General features: G+C 63.1%; 15 protein-coding genes. 2 read left to right on the top strand and 13 right to left on the bottom strand.

Features of this window, described 5'->3' with window-relative positions:
- Positions 1-10: 10 nt before the first annotated feature.
- From ACPZMI_RS19915 to ACPZMI_RS19900, 4 genes are read right to left on the bottom strand one after another with little or no spacing between them, the layout of a single operon-like run.
- Positions 11-400 carry a type IV pilin protein gene (locus tag ACPZMI_RS19915; protein ID WP_186667592.1) on the bottom strand — a complete coding sequence of 130 codons (390 nt, stop codon included), beginning with the start codon at positions 398-400 and terminating at the stop codon, positions 11-13.
- Between the two features lies 1 nt (position 401).
- On the bottom strand, positions 402-884 hold the full coding sequence (locus ACPZMI_RS19910; protein WP_426352898.1) for a hypothetical protein: 483 nt from the start codon (positions 882-884) through the stop codon (positions 402-404).
- Positions 881-1546: a PilW family protein gene (locus tag ACPZMI_RS19905; protein ID WP_186709442.1), complete on the bottom strand. Its 666-nt coding sequence runs from the start codon at positions 1544-1546 to the stop codon at positions 881-883. Before ACPZMI_RS19905 ends, ACPZMI_RS19910 begins: the two co-directional genes overlap by 4 nt.
- Positions 1543-1884, bottom strand: coding sequence for a hypothetical protein (locus tag ACPZMI_RS19900; protein ID WP_426352897.1), 342 nt, complete (start codon positions 1882-1884; stop codon positions 1543-1545). Before ACPZMI_RS19900 ends, ACPZMI_RS19905 begins: the two co-directional genes overlap by 4 nt.
- Positions 1885-2015: 131 nt before the next feature.
- Between ACPZMI_RS19900 and ACPZMI_RS19895 the strand changes: the two genes are divergently transcribed.
- Complete coding sequence (locus tag ACPZMI_RS19895) at positions 2016-2504, top strand: GspH/FimT family pseudopilin (RefSeq protein ID WP_426352896.1); 489 nt, start codon at positions 2016-2018, stop codon at positions 2502-2504.
- Here the strand turns inward: ACPZMI_RS19895 and ispH are convergent, their stop codons facing one another.
- From ispH to murJ, 6 genes are all read right to left on the bottom strand, one after another.
- A complete protein-coding gene (ispH, locus tag ACPZMI_RS19890) occupies positions 2505-3452 on the bottom strand; it encodes a 4-hydroxy-3-methylbut-2-enyl diphosphate reductase (RefSeq protein ID WP_186667588.1) in 948 nt (315 codons plus the stop codon).
- Between the two features lie 14 nt (positions 3453-3466).
- Entirely contained in the window at positions 3467-3904 is a 438-nt protein-coding gene (locus ACPZMI_RS19885; protein ID WP_065863423.1) for an FKBP-type peptidyl-prolyl cis-trans isomerase, read from the bottom strand.
- Positions 3897-4412, bottom strand: a complete 516-nt coding sequence (gene lspA / locus ACPZMI_RS19880) for a signal peptidase II (protein WP_186667587.1) — start codon at positions 4410-4412, stop codon at positions 3897-3899. The genes ACPZMI_RS19885 and lspA overlap by 8 nt, the downstream gene beginning before the upstream one ends.
- On the bottom strand, positions 4405-7236 hold the full coding sequence (gene ileS / locus ACPZMI_RS19875) for an isoleucine--tRNA ligase (RefSeq protein ID WP_186709454.1): 2832 nt from the start codon (positions 7234-7236) through the stop codon (positions 4405-4407). Before ileS ends, lspA begins: the two co-directional genes overlap by 8 nt.
- Positions 7233-8183, bottom strand: a complete 951-nt coding sequence (gene ribF / locus ACPZMI_RS19870; RefSeq protein ID WP_186667585.1) for a bifunctional riboflavin kinase/FAD synthetase — start codon at positions 8181-8183, stop codon at positions 7233-7235. Before ribF ends, ileS begins: the two co-directional genes overlap by 4 nt.
- Positions 8184-8301: 118 nt before the next feature.
- Positions 8302-9840, bottom strand: coding sequence for a murein biosynthesis integral membrane protein MurJ (gene murJ / locus ACPZMI_RS19865; protein WP_186721946.1), 1539 nt, complete (start codon positions 9838-9840; stop codon positions 8302-8304).
- Between the two features lie 253 nt (positions 9841-10093).
- On the opposite strand from murJ, the gene rpsT reads away from it, so the two are divergent.
- On the top strand, positions 10094-10372 hold the full coding sequence (gene rpsT / locus ACPZMI_RS19860) for a 30S ribosomal protein S20 (protein ID WP_029614579.1): 279 nt from the start codon (positions 10094-10096) through the stop codon (positions 10370-10372).
- Positions 10373-10489: 117 nt separating this feature from the next.
- On the opposite strand, the gene ACPZMI_RS19855 is transcribed toward rpsT, so the two are convergent.
- From ACPZMI_RS19855 to ACPZMI_RS19845, 3 genes are read right to left on the bottom strand one after another with little or no spacing between them, the layout of a single operon-like run.
- Positions 10490-12790, bottom strand: coding sequence for a PqiB family protein (locus tag ACPZMI_RS19855; RefSeq protein WP_186711888.1), 2301 nt, complete (start codon positions 12788-12790; stop codon positions 10490-10492).
- Positions 12783-13406 (bottom strand): paraquat-inducible protein A, encoded by a 624-nt coding sequence (locus tag ACPZMI_RS19850; RefSeq protein ID WP_186667582.1) that lies wholly within the window; start codon positions 13404-13406, stop codon positions 12783-12785. The genes ACPZMI_RS19855 and ACPZMI_RS19850 overlap by 8 nt, the downstream gene beginning before the upstream one ends.
- On the bottom strand, positions 13393-14052 hold the full coding sequence (locus ACPZMI_RS19845; protein ID WP_186667581.1) for a paraquat-inducible protein A: 660 nt from the start codon (positions 14050-14052) through the stop codon (positions 13393-13395). Before ACPZMI_RS19845 ends, ACPZMI_RS19850 begins: the two co-directional genes overlap by 14 nt.
- Positions 14053-14281 lie beyond the last annotated feature (229 nt).

Here is a 14281-nt window from a genome sequence, read left to right as displayed (position 1 = left end):
TAAAAACGCCTCACCAACAATCCGCCTCATCCAGCGCCCCGGGGTTTGCGCGCACACCGGCCTGGTCAAGCTGGTAGTCGCCACAACGATCACGCGCCATCAGCCCCTGGGCCTGACGCTCGGCCAGTAGCCGATACTGGCCGTGCTCGCGCCAGGCTCGCAGGCGGTAGAAACGGCTACCCTCGGGCAGCGGTGTCTGCCACTGCTCGCTGTCGGCATACTGGCCGGTACGGGCGTAGTGATATTCCAGACGCTGGGCGGCATCGTGCAGCAGGCCGACCACTTCGCCGCGCGCGGCACGCCGAAGCTGGTCGCTGTAGCTGGGATAGGCAACGCTCGCCAGAATGCCGGTCACGGCCACGACAAGCAACAGCTCCATAAGGCTTAGGCCACGTTGCATCTCAAGCCCCCCTGAATCGCTGGCGCCAGGCGATACGCCGGGGTGCCTGGGCCTGTCCGGGCTCGACCGCATAGATCGCCTCCAGTACCTGCCGTGCGCGGGCCTGACGGCTTACCGCAGTGATCCGGAACAGAACCACCCTTGCCCCTTCCGGCATGTGCGCAGCGCGGGTACTAACGCCCAGTTGCTGCACCTGGAAGAAACCGTGCTCGCTGGCCTGCCAAGGTGGGCGCCCATCAATCAGGTCATGGGGTGCGGGCGGTGGGGCGCACACCTGGCAGGGCGAGGGGGGCGCCAGGGCAAGCTGCAGCGCGCCCGCCAGCAGGCTCGCCTCGGCCTCTTCAAAGGCGCGCGCCGCCGCCAGCGCGCTGCCCGCCAAGGCTATCTGCTGCAGCGTGTCACGCAGGGCCGAGATGGAGAACAGACCAAGCAGCAGGCTCAGCACCAGGGCCAGCAGCAAGACCATTCCGCGCTGGGCGCTCATGACGGTGGCAACCGGTTGCGCAGGGCAACGCTCAGCGCGTAGTCCCGCTCGATGTCCAGCACAGGGTCGACAAGGGTCAACTGCAGGTCCACACGCTCCCCGTCATTGCCCACGACACGGGTGGCGCGAAAAGCACGCACATTGTCGATGAGCACGGCATTCATGCCGCCGCCGCTGAGCATCAGGCTGTCGCCTTGAAAGCGGTAGGTCTGCCGCCGCAGCGGGAAAGCCAGCGTGGTGCCGCTGCCGGGCTGGCGTGCCGGATGCACTTGTGCCCAGGCGAGACAGTCGGTGAGCAGCGTCCAGTCCGGGTTTCCTCCGGCCCCTGGTACATCGGCGGTCACCAGGCTGAGCGTGGCCTCGCGGCCATTGCCGGCGTGGGATATCTGCAAGGGCTGGGCAAAGGCCTGTGCAGCAGATGGGTCGATGAACTCGAGGGTTTCGGCTGCCAGGCAACCAAACATGCCGGTCATGCGAATGTCCTGCGCCAGCCGGTGCAAGGCCAGCGACGCGTCATCCTGCATCCGCGACAACGCGCCTTGCATGCGCCAGGCCTGCTGGGCCGAGACCAGGGCCTGCCCCGCTGCGGCCAGCAGCATCAAGCCCAAGGCCAGTGCCAGCAAGGCCTCCAACAGGCCGAAGCCTTGCTGTCGGCTCATCATGGCAACACCCGGCCCTGCAGCGCGATGACCTGCGCCTCGCTGCCGCGTGGGTCGTGCCAGCGAATCTCCAGTTGCAACCACTCCCCGGTCACCACCGCCCGCCCCTCGCCGCTCTCGCCCAGCAGCGAACCGATCAGGGCGCGCCAACTGTGCAGCGCCTCGGGTTCAAGGGTGCCGCTCGCCCTCACCCGCTCGAACAACAAGTGCGCCAACTGCACGACCTGCGCATCGCGCCGCGCCCCTTCGCCGACCTGCACTGCGCGTATCTGCGATGCCGCCGCGGCGAACAGCCCGAGCGACAGCACCAGCACTGCCAACACCACTTCCAGCAAGGTCATGCCCCGCTCCCTGTGCACCATGGTTTCGCCTCCTGCGAAATTTCCCGCCAAGCATGACCGGCCTGGCTGACTGGACCTCCTGGTCCGCAGCACCGAAGCTACAGCGAAGCACTTCCAGGGAGGAATGCACGATGCTGCAACAGGGAGTAACACTGATACAAATGATGAGCGTACTGGCCATGCTCGCGCTTCTGACACAGCTCGCGGCACCGGCCTACGCCAACTTAACCGAAGACCTTCGCCAGGCCGCAGCCGCCCGTGACCTGGCGCAGAGCCTGCGAAGTGCACGTAGCCACGCCCTGCTGCAGAACCGGAGCGTTGTGGTGCAACCACTGGAGGGGGATTGGGGGAAGGGTTGGCAAACAGTGCAAGAGGGAGACCAGCAACTGTTGCGCGAGCATCGGCTGGGCCGATCCGTGAGGATCGCTGCCAACCTGGAAAAACTGAGATTCAGTGGCCTGGGCGTCCCCCTGCGCGACAATGGCGCATTTTCCGGCGGCACCTTGCAGGTCTGCCAACGCGCGCAGGGCAACAGTCAGCATCGGGTCGTTGTCGCACCTAGCGGGCGAGTCAGCCTGCGCAGCGGGGCGAGCGAAGCACCGCGCTGCGCAGCCCCCTGATCAGATCAGCGAGCGAACCCGCAGCTCCTTTGGCATCGAGAAGGTGATGTTCTCTTCACGCCCGTCGAGCTCTTCAGCGCCCGTAGCGCCCCAGGTTTTGAGCTGCTCGATCACCCCACGCACCAGCACCTCGGGCGCAGAAGCGCCTGCGGTGATGCCGATGCGCTGTACGCCGTCGAACCAGGCACGCTGCAGGTCTTCGGCACCGTCGATCAGGTAGGCCGGGGTGCTCATGCGCTCGGCCAGCTCGCGCAGACGGTTGGAGTTGGAACTGTTCGGGCTGCCGACCACCAGTACCACATCACACTCGTCGGCCAGTTGCTTGACCGCATCCTGGCGGTTCTGGGTCGCGTAGCAGATGTCGTCCTTGCGTGGGCCGCCGATATTCGGGAAGCGTGCGCGCAGGGCATCGATGACGCGACTGGTATCGTCCATGGACAGGGTGGTCTGGGTGACGAACGCCAGGTGGTCTGGGTCGCGGACCTGCAGGGTGGCGACATCCTTCTCGTCCTCGACGAGGTAGATGGCGCCGCCATTGCTGGCGTCATACTGGCCCATGGTGCCTTCGACTTCCGGGTGCCCTTCGTGGCCGATGAGGATGGTCTCACGGCCGTCGCGGCTGTACTTGGCAACCTCGATATGCACCTTGGTCACCAACGGGCAGGTGGCATCGAACACCTTCAGGCCACGCCCGGCGGCTTCCTGGCGTACCGCCTGGGACACACCATGGGCACTGAAGATGACGATCACATCGTCCGGGACCTGATCCAGCTCTTCGACGAAGATCGCGCCACGGTTGCGCAGGTCCTCGACGACGAACTTGTTGTGCACCACTTCGTGGCGCACGTAGATCGGCGGCCCGAAAACTTCCAGGGCACGGTTGACGATTTCGATCGCCCGGTCGACACCCGCGCAGAAGCCACGTGGATTGGCGAGTTTGATTTGCATGCTCGGCTCCAGGCTCACAGCGCCTTCACATCGAGGATCTTGACCTCGAAGTTCAGGGTCTTGCCAGCCAGCGGATGGTTGAAGTCGATGGTCACCTGGTTGTCATCGAAGGCTTTCACCACACCTGGAAGCTCGGTGTTGGCGGCATCGTTGAAGATCACCAGCAGGCCCTCGGACAGCTCCATGCCGTCGAACTGCGACCGGGGCATCACCTGTACGTTCTGCGGGTTAGGCTGACCGAAGGCGTTCTCAGGGGCGATGGTCAGCTTGCGCTCGTCGCCGGCCTTGAAGCCGAACAGTGCAGTCTCGAAGCCCGGTAGCAGGTTGCCATCGCCGACCTTGAACACGGCTGGAGCCTTGTCGAAGGTGCTGTCGACGGTGTCGCCGTTTTCCAGGTGCAACGCGAAGTGCAGGGTGACTTCGGTGTTCTGGCCGATACGGGTCTCAGTCATGGACCGGCTCCTCGGTTTTCTTGCTCTTGAACATGTCCAGCGCCAGCATCACCGCACCGACGGAAATCGCGCTGTCAGCCAGGTTGAAGGCCGGGAAGTAGTGGGTGTTGCGCCAGTGGACGAGGATGAAATCGACCACATGCCCCAGCACGACGCGGTCCCACAGGTTGCCGATGGCACCGCCCAGCACCAGGGCCAGCGCGACCGCCAGCCAGGTCTCGTTGCGCCCCAGGCGCTTGAGCCAGACCACCAGCACGACACTGACCACCACGGCGATCAGGGCGAACAGCCAGCGCTGCCAGCCCGAGCTGTCGGCCAGGAAACTGAAGGCCGCGCCGGTGTTGTAGGCCAGGGTCCAGCTGAAGTAGTCGGGGATGACCACGATCTGCTGGTACATGGTCAGGGCGTTATCGAAATACAGCTTGGTGGCCTGGTCGAGGACCAGGACCACCAGGCTCAGCCAGAGCCAGGCAAGGCGCCCGAAGCGCCCCGCTGCAGGATTAGGCATAGTGGCGCACCTCACCGTTGCCGCTGATGTTGTCGACGCAGCGAGCGCAGATCTCCGGGTGCTCCGGATGGCTGCCGACGTCGGCGCGGAAGTGCCAGCAACGGCCGCACTTGGCGTGGCCGGACTTGACCACTTTCAGCTTGAGGCCTTCGACTTCGGTTGTCACCGCCTCGGCCGGCGCCTGGACGAACGGCACCACGCTGGCGGCAGAGGTGATCAGCACGAAGCGCAGCTCGTCGCCCAGCTTGGCCAGGTCGGCGCTCAGGCCTTCCTCGGCGAAGAGCGTGACTTCGGCCTGCAGGTTGCCACCGATGACCTTGGCCACGCGCTGGTTCTCCAGCTCCTTGTTGACCGCTGCCTTGACCGCCATGATGCGGTCCCAGTAGGCGCGATCCAGCTCGCTGTCCTGCGGCAGCTCGCTCAGGCCCTGGTACCAGGTGTTGAGCATGACCGACTCGTTGCGCTCGCCCGGCAGGTACTGCCAGATCTCGTCAGCGGTGAAGGCCAGGATCGGCGCGATCCAGCGCACCAGCGCCTCGCTGATGTGGTACAGCGCGGTCTGGCAGGAGCGGCGCGCGACGCTGTTGGCGCCGGTGGTGTACTGGCGGTCCTTGATGATGTCGAGGTAGAAGCCGCCCAGCTCCTGCACACAGAAGTTGTGCACCTTGGAGTAGACGTTCCAGAACCGGTACTCGGCGTAGTTCTCTTCCAGCTCGCGCTGCAGCAGCAGGGTGCGGTCGACCGCCCAGCGGTCCAGCGCCAGCATGTCTTCGGCCGGCAGCAGGTCACGCGCCGGGTCGAAGCCGGACAGGTTGGAGAGCAGGAAGCGCGCGGTGTTGCGGATACGCCGGTAGGCGTCGGCGCTGCGCTGCAGGATCTGCTCGGAAACGGCCATCTCGCCAGAGTAGTCGGTGGCCGAGACCCACAGGCGCAGGATGTCGGCGCCCAGGGTGTTGTTGACCTTTTCCGGCTCGATGGTGTTACCCAGCGACTTGGACATCTTGCGGCCGTTCTCGTCCACGGTGAAACCGTGGGTCAGCAGCTCGCGGTACGGCGCGTGACCGTCGATGGCGCAACCGGTCAGCAAGGAGGAGTGGAACCAGCCGCGGTGCTGGTCGGAGCCCTCCAGATACAGGTCGGCGCGCGGACCGGTGGTGTGGCCGATGTCGTGCGAGCCACGCAGCACGTGCCAGTGGGTGGTGCCGGAGTCGAACCAGACGTCGAGGGTGTCGGCGATCTTGTCGTACTGGCCGGCCTCGTCACCCAGCAGCTCCTGGGCGTCGAGCTTGAACCAGGCCTCGATACCTTCTTTCTCGACGCGCTTGGCCACTTCTTCCATCAGTTCGACGGTGCGAGGGTGCAGTTCGCCGGTCTGCTTGTCGAGGAAGAACGGGATAGGGACGCCCCAGTTGCGCTGGCGCGAGATGCACCAGTCAGGACGGTTGGCGATCATCGCGTGCAGGCGCGCCTGGCCCCAGGACGGCACGAACTTGGTGTCCTCGATGGCCTTGAGCGCGCGCTCGCGCAGGTTTTCACCGTTGTTGGGCTGCTTGTCCATGCCCACGAACCACTGTGCGGTGGCACGGTAGATCAGCGGGGTCTTGTGGCGCCAGCAGTGCATGTAGCTGTGGCTGATGGTTTCGGTGTGCAGCAGCGCACCGACTTCCTGCAGTTTCTCGACGATGGCCGGATTGGCCTTCCAGATGAACTGGCCACCGAAGAACTCCAGCGATGGCGCGTACACGCCGTTGCTCTGCACTGGCGTGAGGATGTCGTCGTTGACCATGCCGTAGCGCTTGCAGGTGACGAAGTCGTCCTCACCGTAGGCCGGTGCGGAGTGGACCACACCAGTACCGGCGCCCAGCTCGACGTACTCGGCCAGGTAGATGGGCGACAAGCGCTCGTAGAACGGGTGGCGGAAATTGATCAGCTCCAGCGCCTTGCCTGGCGCCGTGGCCACTACCGAGCCTTCCAGCGCATAACGCTTCAGGCACGACTCGACCAGCTCCTCGGCCAGCACCAGCAGGCGCTCGCCGGTATCGACCAGGGCGTAGTTGAAATCCGGGTGGATGTTCAGCGCCTGGTTGGCCGGGATGGTCCAGGGGGTGGTGGTCCAGATCACGATCGCGGCAGGCTTGGCCAGCGAAGCCAGGCCGAAGGCGGCGGCCAGTTTGTCCTGGTCGGCGATCGGGAAGGCCACATCGATGGTCTGGGATTTCTTGTCGGCATATTCGACCTCGGCCTCGGCCAGGGCCGAACCGCAATCGAAGCACCAGTTCACCGGCTTGAGGCCCTTGAACACGAAGCCCTGCTTGACCATCTCGGCCAGGGCGCGGATCTCGCCAGCTTCGTTGGCGAAGTCCATGGTCTTGTAGGGGTTGTCCCAGTCACCCAGCACACCCAGGCGGATGAATTCGCTCTTCTGCCCTTCGATCTGCTCGGCGGCATAGGTGCGGCACAGCTCGCGGGTCTGGTCGGGCGTCAGGTGCTTGCCATGGGTGACCTCGACCTTGTGCTCGATCGGCAGGCCATGGCAGTCCCAGCCCGGTACATAGGGCGCGTCGAAGCCCGACAGGGTCTTGGAGCGGACGATCATGTCCTTGAGAATCTTGTTCAGCGCGTGACCGATGTGGATTTTGCCGTTGGCATAGGGCGGGCCGTCGTGCAGGACGAACTTCGGACGATCCTTGCCAATCTCGCGCAACTTCCGGTACAGGCCAATGCTGTCCCAGCGCTGCAGGATCTGCGGTTCGCGCTGAGGCAGGCCGGCCTTCATGGGGAAGGCGGTGTCCGGAAGGTTAAGCGTGGCTTTGTAGTCGGTCATTTCAGGCTCTTGGTTAGCGGTTGAGCGTGCCAGTGGGCACGCGCGGCGGCGATGTCCGCGTCGATCGCCGACTTCAGCGCCTCCAGGGAGGCGAATCGCTGCTCCTCGCGCAGCTTGTGGTGGAACTCCACTGTCAGACGCCGGCCATAGAGGTCGCCGGTGTAGTCCAGGAGGTGGATTTCCAGGTGGGGACGCCCATCACCCTTGACGGTAGGACGAACCCCGATGTTGCCGACACCCGGCCAGGGCGTGCCGTCGATCTCGATGCTGGTCAGGTAGACCCCGGACAGCGGTACGCGACGGCGCTTGAGCTGGATGTTGGCGGTGGGCGTGCCGAGCTGACGGGCCAGTTTCTGGCCGTGCAACACGCGCCCGGTAATACGATACGGACGGCCCAGCAAGTGCTCGGCCAGCTCGAAGTCGGCTTCGGCCAAAGCCTTGCGCACTTCGGTGCTGCTGACGCGCAGGCCGTCCTGGATCACGGTGTTGGCCGCCTCGACGGTGAACCCGTACTGCTGGCCGGCCTCGACCAGGAAATCGAAGTCACCTGCGCGATCACAACCGAAGCGGAAGTCGTCACCGACCTCCAGGTGCCGCACGCCCAGGCCGTCCACCAGCACCGCCTTGACGAACTGATCGGCACTGAGCTTGCTCAGGCGCTGGTTGAAGGCCAGGCACAGCACCCGGTCGATGCCTTCGCCGGCCAGCAGCTCGACCTTGTCGCGCAGACGCGCCAACCGGGCCGGCGCGGTGTCCGGGGCGAAGTACTCACGTGGCTGCGGCTCGAAGATTACCACGCAGGTGGGTAGGCCCAGCTCCTGGCCGCGCTCACGCAAGCGCGCCAGGATGGCCTGGTGGCCCCGGTGAACCCCGTCGAAGTTGCCAATGGTGGCGACACAGCCCCGGTGCTCGGGGCGCAGGTTGTGAAGACCTCGAACCAGCTGCATAACGCGCTTCTTGCTCATAAAGTGGCCGATTATAACCACACCGGGGCGCTGGTGACAGGCAGCAGTGCCACTGTGGGCCATGGAATGCGAAAAACCGACGTCTGACCCTGTCCGCGCCCTAGTGAAGTGCCTTGCGAGCGAAATGCCGGGGCCGGAAACCACACAGGAAAAGGCAACCAAAGTAAGTCACCACGCCCGCGCCAATCAATGCGCCCAGACGCAGGAAGCGCTCGAGCATGCCGCCCTGCGCCCATGGCGGCATGAAGTGCATGCCCAACAGCAGCACAACGGACATCAGCCCAACTGCCAGTACCAGCTTGAGCAGGAACATCGCCCAGCCCGCCTGGGGCTGGAACAGGCCCTGGCTGCGCAGTTTCCAGAACAGCAGCCCGGCGTTGAGGCAGGCTCCCAGGCTGATGGCCAGGGCCAGACCGGCGTGCTGCAGCGGACCGATCAGGGCGAGGTTGAACAATTGCGTGCAGACCAGGGTGAAGATGGCGATCTTGACTGGCGTACGGATGTTCTGTTGCGCATAGAAGCCAGGCGCCAGAACCTTGACCAGGATGATCGCCAGCAGCCCCACCGAATAGGCGATCAGCGCTCGCTGGGTCATGGCCGCATCGGTGGCGGTGAACTTGCCGTACTGGAACAGCGCCACGGTCAGTGGTTCGGCAAGGATCGCCAGGGCCAGCGTGCAGGGCAGCACCAGCAGGAAGCACAGGCGCAGGCCCCAGTCGAGGATTCGCGAATACTCTTCGCGGTCCTTGTTGGCGTAGGTCTTGGCCAGCGTGGGCAGGAGGATGGTGCCCAGCGCCACGCCCAATACACCGGAGGGCAGCTCCATCAGGCGGTCGGCGTAGTACATCCAGGATACAGAGCCGGCCACCAGGAAGGACGCGAAGATGGTGTTGATGATCAGCGAAATCTGGCTCACCGACACCCCGAGGATCGCCGGCAGCATCTGCTTGAGCACGCGCCATACCCCGGTATCCCGCAGGTTCAGCCGTGGCAGCACGAGCATGCCGATCTTCTTCAAGGCTGGCAGCTGGTACAGCAACTGCGCCAGGCCGCCCGCCAGAACGCCCCAGGCCAGGGCCATGATCGGCGGATCGAAGTACGGGGTGAGGAACACGGCGAAGGCGATCATCGCCACGTTCAGCAGCGTTGGCGTGAAGGCAGGTACAGAGAAGCGGTTCCAGGTATTGAGGATCGCCCCGACGAGCGACGACAGGGATATCAGCAATATATAAGGAAATGTCACCCTCAACAGTGCGGTGGTGAGTTCGTATTTCTCGGCACTGTCGACAAAACCGGGGGCTGTGACCCACACCACCCAGGGCGCGGCGAGTATGCCCAGGGCAGTGACCAGAGCCAGGACCAGCGTGAGCAGGCCACTGACATAGGCGATGAAAGTGCGCGTGGCCTCCTCGCCCTGCTGGGTCTTGTACTCGGCAAGGATGGGCACGAAAGCCTGGGAAAACGCGCCCTCGGCGAAGATACGCCGCAGCAGGTTGGGCAGTTTGAAGGCAATGAAGAAGGCGTCGGTGGCGATGCCGGCACCGAAGACCCGCGCCAGAATGGTGTCGCGCACGAAGCCCAGCACCCGCGAAATCATGGTGATAGAGCTGACTGCAGCCAGGGATTTGAGCAGGTTCATCGAAAAGTTTTACGCCTGGGACTTGAGAGCGCTGCCAGTTGGCGCCCGAGTGTGCGATAATCCCGCTTCTTTGCAGGGGTGCCAAAAACTCCCGAGTTTACAGGTCGTTGCGTAGAAAGGAATCTCTCCTTACGCGCGCACATGCCACTCGGCAGATCCTTGCAACTGGCCTTGACATCCGTCCGACTCATCGGCATGATTCGCGGCCTTATTTGTTTGCTATTTACCCAAAAGTCTTTCGAGGAGCTCGACGGTGGCCAACACACCTTCCGCCAAGAAACGTGCAAAACAGGCTGAGAAGCGTCGCAGCCACAACGCCAGCCTGCGTTCCATGGTCCGTACCTACATCAAGAACGTAGTCAAGGCCATCGACGCTAAAGACGCCGAAAAAGCGCAAGCTGCCTACACTCTGGCTGTACCTGTAATCGACCGTATGGCCGATAAAGGTATCATCCACAAGAATAAAGCTGCTCGCCACAAAGGCCGTCTGAATGGCCACATCAAGGCACTGAAAGAAGCTGCAGCTGCCTAAGCGACGCGCTTTAACAAAAACCGACCTCAGGGTCGGTTTTTTGTTGCCTGCGATTTATGTGGACAGCGTCAGGCTACCCAATGAAACCGGGCCGCGATAAGCGGCCCGACTTCATTGCTACTTGCCCACCGGGATCTTCGGCGCCCACTGCAGCCAGGCATCATCCGGCTTGTCGAACAAAGCGAAGGTCTGCTGCGGCCGTGCGGGATTGCCCATCTGCTCGCCATCCGGCGTGGCGAAGGCGATCCCTCCATCGATGAGGGTTTCCAGCGATTCGGTCCTCACTGTAGCCCCCTTGAACAGTCCCCAGTCAAAGCCGAAGCCACTGCTGTTCCAGAAACGGCTGCCGCCACGCACCAAGGCAGCATAACGCGGCTCGATCAGGATATGGATCAACACCCGATCCGCACTCTGCCCCAGCTCGTAGCCCGTGACCTTGCCAACCTGCACTTCACGATAGGTGACTGGCACACCCGGCTTTATCGATCCACGACGCGAGGCACTCAACGTCAGCGGTAGCCCGACTTCCTGACCAACCACCTCCGGCGCTTCGGGCAAGGCGATGAAGTCCCGCTGCGGGCCCTGACTCTTCAGTGCCGGCTGTACCTCCAGGTACTGGCCGCCGATCAGGGTGTCGAGGTTCTCTGTGCGCACCAGCCCGAATGCCGGCTTCACCACCCAGAATTGCGTGCCTGCCCGGGCAATACGGTCTGCGGCATCGGTGATCCGCGCTCGCAGCAGCACCGCCTGCAGGTCGGAGGTCAGGTCGACGCTTTCAATGCTGCCTACATCCAGGCCACGGAAGCGAATCGGCGTACCGGGCTTGAGGCCATCGGCACGGTCTACACGGATGGTCACCAGAGTGCCGGCGCGGTTGGCCGCCTCCTCGTTCTCCAGCAGGCGGAAGCGCGGAATGTGTCGCTTGAGCGGTACGTTCTGCTGTGGTGTATCGAAGGCGATGCCGCCGGCCATCAGGGTCTGCAACGACTCACTCTTGATCTTGATACCCGACAGGCCGCCGGTGAGGGTGATGCCGCTGGCATTCCAGAAGCGCGTCGAGCCGTTCACCAGGCCGGCATACTCTTTCTCGATATGCACACCAATCAGGATACGCTTGCTGTTGCGAGCGAACTGATAGCTCTGCACGCTACCGACCTTGACCTGGCGATAGGTTACCGGGCTACCGACCTCGAGCGAGCCGAGCGTGTCAGCGAACAGCACCAGGTGCAGGCCCGGCGCCTTGAGATCGAGCGGTGGCGCCTTGGCCCGAGCCTCGAACTCACGCTGCGGTCGCGCACCTTTCTCACCCGGTCGGATGGCGATGTAGTTACCCTTTACCAGTGCCTCAAGGCCGGTGATGCCCGCCAATGAAATGGACGGCTTGACCACCCAGAACTGGGTGCCCTCCACCAGGTAGTCCTCAGCCAGCGGGTCCAGCGTGAGCTCAGCCATGGCGCCGTCTAGACCATCATCGATCTTCAACGTCTTCATGGAACCCACCTGGATACCCTTGTACATCACCGGAGTACGCCCAGCCTGCAGGCCTTCGTAATCGGTCAGGTGCACCTTGATGCGGATACCGGCCTGAGCCGCCTCGAAGTCCTCATAGAGACGGAACGGCAGGCTCGGATCGGTGGGCGGGCTGTCCTTGCGATGCTCTGGGGTGGCGAAGGCGATGCCGCCCGCCACGATGCTCGAAAGCGACTCGCTGCGCACCTTGACGCCTGACAGGTTGGCATCGATGCTGATGCCGCTGGCATTCCAGAAACGCGTGTGCTTGCGTACCAGGCTTGCGTATTCAGGCTCGATGAACAGCTTGATCTCGACCGTTCCATGATCGTCTGACAGGCGATAGCTTTTTACCTTGCCCACCTGGATCTGCTTGTAGAACACCGGGCTCTCACGATTGAGCGAGCCCAGGCGCTCGGCCTTGAGCGTCAGGTGCAGGCCAGGCTCCCGGTCAGAAAGCGGTGGCGCCTCGGCCAGCGCGGTGAAGCGGCGTGTCGGCTCGCCCTGCCCCGGATCAACGGCGATGTAATTGCCGGAAACCAGTGTCTCCAATCCGGAGATCCCGGCCAGGCTGACACTCGGCTTGACCAACCAGAAGCGCGTGCCTTTATTCATGTGCGGCTCCGCCGCCTTGTTCATCTCGATGGTGGCGATCACACCCGTGTTGCTGCCCTCGGCATCCAGCACCAGGCTGGTAACCTTGCCCACCGACATGCCTTTGTAGATCACCTCGGTCTTGTTGGCGACGATACCCTCGCCAGTCTCGAAACGTACCTGGATCTCCACGCCAGCGTCACGATAGGCCTGCCAGGCAAGCCAACCCCCGATCATCAGGGCAATCAGCGGCAGAATCCAGATGGCCGACCAGTTCGAGGCTGGGCGTGTTTTGGCCGTTGGCAAGTCACTCATGGTCGTCGTCCGACTCCGTGTTATCCCAGATCAGTCGGGGATCGAAAGTTAAAGCAGCAAGCATCGTCAGGATCACCACACTGGCAAAGGCGACGGCGCCCAGGTTGGCTTCGACACTGGCGATACGACCGAAATTCACCACCGCCACCAGAATGGCGATGACGAAGATGTCGAGCATCGACCAGCGACCGATGAATTCGATAAAGCGGTACATCAGGATCCGCTGCCGAGCCGAGAGCGGCTGATGACGCTGCACCGAGTAAAGCAGGAGGCCAATGCCCACCAGCTTGAACGTCGGCACCAGGATACTGGCGATGAAAACCACCGCAGCAATGGGCAGCATGCCATGCTTCATCAGGGTGATGACCCCGGACATGATGGTGTCCGGACTGCCCTTGCCCAATGTACTGACCGTCATGATCGGCAGCAGGTTGGCCGGGATGTACAAGATCATCGCAGTGACGAGCAGCGCCCAGGTGCGCACGATACTGTTGGGGCGACGCGCATGCACGATGGCACCGCAGCGAGTGCAGGTCTGCGAGTCGCTGCCCGGCTCCTGGCGATTGAGCTCATGACATTCATTGCAGACCAGGATACCGGCATCAATCGCCCGCATGGGTGTCCTCCCCGGAAAGCGCTACCCATATCTGATGCGGCGACATCACCACCTCCAGCCACACCTGCACCAGCAACAGGCTGATAAAGCAGAACAAACCCAGCCCGACGGTCAGCTGCGCCAGGTCGACCAGCTTGACGATCGCTACCAGCACGCCCATGAAGTACACCTCGAGCATCCCCCACTCCCGAAGGTGATGATAGATGCGATAGAACAGCAGGCCATGACCACGACCGATATTCAGGCGAATGCTCAGCAGTACCAGGAGTTGGCACAGCAGCTTGAGCAACGGAATAGCCATGCTGCAGAGAAACACCACCACGGCGATGCCACGCATTTGTGAGTTGTACAGGCCCAGCACACCGCTCCACACCGTGTCGTCAGAGGTCTGACCGAGCAGGTGCAGTTGCATGATCGGCAGGAAGTTGGCCGGAATGTAGAGAAACAACGCCGTCAGCACCAGGGCCAAGCTGCGATTGACGACATTGTGGCGGTGGGCGTAGAGCTCATAGCCGCAGCGCGGGCACTGCGCCTTTTCGTCATGCTGCAGCACGGGCTTGCGCAGCAGCAGGTCGCACTCGTGGCAAGCCACGAGCTCTTCCAACGGCAGGCGTGCCAGCGCTTCGGGATCGACAGGGTTGGGCATAGGGGGATCTGCTGGGAATCTCGGCTCTATTCTAGTGTTCCGACCCGAAATGTGGGAGATGGTGCTCTGCAAAGGACGTTACGATTGGTGTCCAGCAAGCTGCTGCAGGTGCGATTTAGTAAACGCCAGAAAGACAAAACCCCTACCTGCTCGCGCAGATAGGGGTTTTGCGAAATGAATCTTGACGATGACCTACTCTCACATGGGGAAACCCCACACTACCATCGGC

The organism is Pseudomonas wayambapalatensis, from assembly GCF_049942315.1.
GTDB lineage: Bacteria > Pseudomonadota > Gammaproteobacteria > Pseudomonadales > Pseudomonadaceae > Aquipseudomonas > Aquipseudomonas wayambapalatensis.
The sequence above is the reverse complement of the archived record's forward strand: the minus strand, read 5'-3'. Positions and strand labels throughout refer to the sequence as shown.

What these genes read in the sequence shown, in the direction of transcription:
- ACPZMI_RS19915 (WP_186667592.1), bottom strand. Translation starts at nt 400, where the DNA reads ATGCAACGTGGCCTAAGCCTTATGGAGCTGTTGCTTGTCGTGGCCGTG.
- ACPZMI_RS19910 (WP_426352898.1), bottom strand. Translation starts at nt 884, where the DNA reads ATGAGCGCCCAGCGCGGAATGGTCTTGCTGCTGGCCCTGGTGCTGAGC.
- ACPZMI_RS19905 (WP_186709442.1), bottom strand. Translation starts at nt 1,546, where the DNA reads ATGATGAGCCGACAGCAAGGCTTCGGCCTGTTGGAGGCCTTGCTGGCA.
- ACPZMI_RS19900 (WP_426352897.1), bottom strand. Translation starts at nt 1,884, where the DNA reads ATGACCTTGCTGGAAGTGGTGTTGGCAGTGCTGGTGCTGTCGCTCGGG.
- ACPZMI_RS19895 (WP_426352896.1), top strand. Translation starts at nt 2,016, where the DNA reads ATGCTGCAACAGGGAGTAACACTGATACAAATGATGAGCGTACTGGCC.
- ispH (WP_186667588.1), bottom strand. Translation starts at nt 3,452, where the DNA reads ATGCAAATCAAACTCGCCAATCCACGTGGCTTCTGCGCGGGTGTCGAC.
- ACPZMI_RS19885 (WP_065863423.1), bottom strand. Translation starts at nt 3,904, where the DNA reads ATGACTGAGACCCGTATCGGCCAGAACACCGAAGTCACCCTGCACTTC.
- lspA (WP_186667587.1), bottom strand. Translation starts at nt 4,412, where the DNA reads ATGCCTAATCCTGCAGCGGGGCGCTTCGGGCGCCTTGCCTGGCTCTGG.
- ileS (WP_186709454.1), bottom strand. Translation starts at nt 7,236, where the DNA reads ATGACCGACTACAAAGCCACGCTTAACCTTCCGGACACCGCCTTCCCC.
- ribF (WP_186667585.1), bottom strand. Translation starts at nt 8,183, where the DNA reads ATGCAGCTGGTTCGAGGTCTTCACAACCTGCGCCCCGAGCACCGGGGC.
- murJ (WP_186721946.1), bottom strand. Translation starts at nt 9,840, where the DNA reads ATGAACCTGCTCAAATCCCTGGCTGCAGTCAGCTCTATCACCATGATT.
- ACPZMI_RS19855 (WP_186711888.1), bottom strand. Translation starts at nt 12,790, where the DNA reads ATGAGTGACTTGCCAACGGCCAAAACACGCCCAGCCTCGAACTGGTCG.
- ACPZMI_RS19850 (WP_186667582.1), bottom strand. Translation starts at nt 13,406, where the DNA reads ATGCGGGCGATTGATGCCGGTATCCTGGTCTGCAATGAATGTCATGAG.
- ACPZMI_RS19845 (WP_186667581.1), bottom strand. Translation starts at nt 14,052, where the DNA reads ATGCCCAACCCTGTCGATCCCGAAGCGCTGGCACGCCTGCCGTTGGAA.